Annotated in this window: 7 protein-coding genes; 3 read left to right on the forward strand and 4 right to left on the reverse strand. The window is 36.9% G+C overall.

Annotated elements, in window-relative coordinates; all coding sequences use genetic code 11:
- The 4 genes from L650_RS0117600 to L650_RS0117615 form a co-directional block, all read right to left on the reverse strand.
- On the reverse strand, positions 1 to 256 hold a 256-nt coding region (locus tag L650_RS0117600), incomplete at its 3' end, for a hypothetical protein (protein WP_029773920.1).
- A 55-nt stretch (positions 257 to 311) separates the two neighbouring features.
- Positions 312 to 1,214 carry a cation diffusion facilitator family transporter gene (locus L650_RS0117605; RefSeq protein WP_004588886.1) on the reverse strand — a complete coding sequence of 301 codons (903 nt, stop codon included), beginning with the start codon at positions 1,212 to 1,214 and terminating at the stop codon, positions 312 to 314.
- Entirely contained in the window at positions 1,201 to 1,932 is a 732-nt protein-coding gene (locus tag L650_RS0117610; protein WP_004588887.1) for a transglutaminase-like domain-containing protein, read from the reverse strand. The genes L650_RS0117605 and L650_RS0117610 overlap by 14 nt, the downstream gene beginning before the upstream one ends.
- A 55-nt stretch (positions 1,933 to 1,987) precedes the next feature.
- Complete coding sequence (locus L650_RS0117615; protein ID WP_004588888.1) at positions 1,988 to 2,602, reverse strand: cation transporter; 615 nt, start codon at positions 2,600 to 2,602, stop codon at positions 1,988 to 1,990.
- Positions 2,603 to 2,679: 77 nt separating this feature from the next.
- Here L650_RS0117615 and L650_RS0117620 point away from each other — a divergent pair, with 77 nt between their 5' ends.
- From L650_RS0117620 to L650_RS0117630, 3 genes are all read left to right on the forward strand, one after another.
- Positions 2,680 to 3,069, forward strand: coding sequence for a Cd(II)/Pb(II)-responsive transcriptional regulator (locus L650_RS0117620; protein ID WP_029773921.1), 390 nt, complete (start codon positions 2,680 to 2,682; stop codon positions 3,067 to 3,069).
- 42 nt (positions 3,070 to 3,111) lie between these two features.
- Positions 3,112 to 3,489 (forward strand): MerR family transcriptional regulator, encoded by a 378-nt coding sequence (locus tag L650_RS0117625; protein ID WP_029773922.1) that lies wholly within the window; start codon positions 3,112 to 3,114, stop codon positions 3,487 to 3,489.
- Between the two features lie 102 nt (positions 3,490 to 3,591).
- The coding region (locus L650_RS0117630; RefSeq protein ID WP_223230598.1) for a MerC family mercury resistance protein at positions 3,592 to 3,964 on the forward strand (373 nt) is incomplete at its 3' end.

Here is a 3,964-nt window from a genome sequence, read left to right on the forward strand (position 1 = left end):
TATTTGAATTACTGACTAAAATCCAAGATAAGTGGCTGCCACTGCAATGTCCGCAGTGATGACAATCTTTTTCATTATGCTGCTCATCACCTACATTATCATTTGAGACATTTCGATCATCTGCATGATCATGTTGAATTTGAAGGTGCTCTATATCTATTTGGTGATTCTCAGGTGTTGCGGATACAACAGCAGTTAACGATTGCAAAACAATCGAAACGACTAATAGTATTTTTAACGCAACATTGAATTTCAAAATAAACACCTACTTAAATATGAAAAATTATAATATCAAAAAAAGGTTTTCTAAACTAGCCATGCGCATGTTTTTCATGCTCGTCACGGCAAGTTTCTTGAGGAAACTCAAACTCAATGGTTGTATGAGATAAATTATAAGAAGAAAGTTCCTTAGCCACTTGTTGTTTTAGCCTAATTAATTTATCAACCTCAAAGTTATGGGCTAACTCTAGGTGAGCAGTTAATACGTGACTTTCCCCGTCTAATGACCAAAAGTGCATATGATGAATCCCATTAATTTCAGGTATAGCCTTTATCGCTTTTTCAATATTATTCTGCACTTCTTCATCAGGTGTAGCTTGAAGAAATAGTGCCAATGTTGTTTTCAGGTTTTTCAAAACGTTAAACAATATAAACAGTGTAAAGCCTATAGAAAGCAAAGGATCTAATATTGGTAGATCTACAAAAAGCAGCACGATAGAAACAATTAGGACTGCAACCCAGCCAAGTACGTCTTCAAGCAAATGCCACGTAAGTACTTTTTCGTTCAGCGTTTTACCCGCTTTTAGTTTAAATACTGCATACCCATTAACAGCAACCCCAAGTAATGCAAGACCCAACATTCCTTCAGCCATTGGCATTTCAGGATTAGATAATCTTGGTATTGCTTCAAATAGCACCCAGACAGAACCAATAACTAATACAATACTGTTAATTAATGCGCCAAACAGGGTAAGACGACGATAGCCATAGCTAAATCTATCGGATGCTTCTTTATCCGAGAAACGACTCAGTATCCAAGCGAATCCTATAGATAAACTGTCACCCAGGTCATGTACAGCATCAGCCATAATAGCGGTACTGTTGGTTAGCCAACCACCAATAAATTCGATAATAGTAAATGAAACATTAAGGAAAAATGTCCAACCTATACGGTCGTCTTTTCCATGCGAATGGCTATGGCTATGATTGTGCATTTTCCACCTCAAGAACTTTTAAATTTCTTACATTGACTACGTTAAAATTGATAAAGTGACGGATCACTCGTTGATACATCCAACGTTTGATTCCTGATAAGTTAGTTCCTTTTTCGAGATAAAACTCATCAGGGGAATTATAAACACCAAAATCATCATGAATACCTTCTTTTTGTATATAGGTATCTTGACCACGCCAATCTGTATCTGGCGAAGAGAAACACTTTGTTGCAACACCATAACCACAAAATTCGTTTTTTATTTGACTAAATTTGTGCTGTAGTGAACTTAAATATTGTTCATCTAATATAAAGCCTTCTAAGTTTATCCAACGATCCTTGAAATAAACTTCAATCCAACTATGAATGATATATTTAGGTGCTAACCAAAATACATAAGTTGGAATAGCTCCTTTTTGTAATCGCTGCTCAATAGTAAAGCCGTGAAAACGACATTGAATACCTAATCCTCGTAACAAAGCCATCAGCAAGTTACCCTTGGTATTGCATTGTCCGTAACCATCGGCTAAAACACTGCTTGCTGAAATATCATCACTCTCATTGTAACCAAATAATATTTCATCTTTAACAAATTGGTAGGCTGCACCAATTTTGTTGAAGTCATCGAGTTCTTGCCAATTACGCTCAGAAATTAATGATTGAATTGTAGAGTGTTCAAAATTTACTATCTTGGTTTTTTCTAGATATTTGCTATTCATTGATGTTTCCTTACTTTGAACAACCAAAGGTTGATTGTTTATCTTCATTTGGTGTTTAACGTGTTTTCTCAGCAACAGCTAATTCTTGTTTAGCATCGCTTAGTATTCGGTAAGCGCCTCGAAGAATTAACATTGAAATGATGCTACCAATGACGATATCAGGCCAACGCTGTTTCAGCACCATAACGAGTATGCCTGCGATAACGACACCAAGATTTGCAATTACATCATTCGCTGAAAATATCCAGCTAGCTCTCATATGTACTTCATCGTTGTTGTGCTTTCGAATAAGGATGAGACAAATCACATTTGCAACTAAAGCAACCATGCCTACGCCAATCATAAACCAAGAGTGAGGCTCACTTTCACCATACAGCCTTCTAGCAATATCCATTAGAATTAGCACGCCTAACCCCAGTTGGAAATAGCCACTCACTAAAGCAGCATTAGCCTTATGTTGGATTGACTTTCCCACCGCGTATAGTGCAATTGCATAGACGATTGCATCCGCTAGCATGTCTAACGAATCTGCAATTAAAGCCGTTGATTCTGATAACCAACCAAAGCCAATTTCAAAAACAAACATCGAGGCATTGATAGCCAGAAGCCAATAAAGCACCGTTTTTTGCTGGTTATCTTTTAGCTCAACTTCACACCCACAATCGCTCATTTTCATCTCCGATTAACTTGTATGCTCTAACTATAAATCCTATAGTGACTATAGGGTCAAGTTTATTTGGAAATTTTATGAAAATTGGTGAGTTATCGAAAACATCGGGGTATTTAGTACAAACCATCCGATATTATGAAAAGGAGGGCTTGCTGTCAGATCCTGATCGCACTGAAGGGAATTTCAGGTTGTATTCTAATAAGGCATTTAAAGAGCTAGAGTTCGTAAAGCATTGTCGAAGTTTAGATATTCCGCTTAATGATATTAAGCGACTCATTGAATTAAAAAACAAGCCAGAGGAGAGTTGCTCTAGTGTAAATGCATTAATTGATCGGCAACTAACTTTAGTTAATCAACGAATGAAGGAATTGAATGCACTCAAAAAAGAGTTAAAACTAATGGCAAGCTCTTGCGGGTCTGACGGTACAATTGAAGTCTGTGGCATTATCAAGTCATTAGATAGTTGAACTAAATATAACTTTAGATTAGTAGTATTCACAAAGGCAATAATGAAAACCATTGGCAAATTAGCACAATCATTAAATTTAAATGTAGAAACCATTCGTTTTTATGAACGAGAAGGACTGATTACACAACCTGAAAAACCAATATCTGGTTATAGACAATATGACGAATCAATAGCAGGACAACTTAGGTTTATCACAAAAGCCAAAGCGCTCGGCTTTACGTTAAGAGAAATAAAATCGCTAATGTCTATGGACAGCAACTGCGCTCAAGTTGAGCTATTAAGCCGACAAAAGTTAGCAATCATTCGAGACAAAATTAATGACCTTCAACGTTTAGAGAAAGTAATTGTGGATATGACAAATACCTGTATGCAAAACGAAGATCCAACACATTGCCCCATAATTGATTCATTAAAATGATTGACTCCGTACTTATATACGGAGTTTAGAATGATGGTAATATCAACCAATAGACTTTCAAATGATAAATAAAATATTAGGCAGAGTAGGCTCTAGTGGCGTTTGGCTAGCGGCACGGCCTGCTTCCCTGCATTAAGGTCACTTGCATCGGCATTAGGACTAGGCTTCTTCTCTCACTTCGAAGGAATAGCTGTAAATACGCTTTTACCTATTTTTGCATCTTTGGAACTATTGGTAAACTTATACAACTGGCACAAAAATAAAAACCATACCAGAGCTGTCTTCAGCATTCTAGGGCCTGTAGCAGTGCTATTAACGCTTTATCCTCTTTGGCTATATGATTGGAGCACATACCTATTTTACTTTGGTATTTGCTTAATGGTCGTTATGTCGGTTTTGGATATCGTAAAACCAGTAAGGGAGCAAACATGCAACGTATGGCTAATTGCCGTCGTTGAAACGATTAACGGTCAAT

It is taken from the genome of Pseudoalteromonas sp. TB51, from assembly GCF_000498055.1.
In the GTDB taxonomy this organism is placed as follows: domain Bacteria; phylum Pseudomonadota; class Gammaproteobacteria; order Enterobacterales; family Alteromonadaceae; genus Pseudoalteromonas; species Pseudoalteromonas atlantica.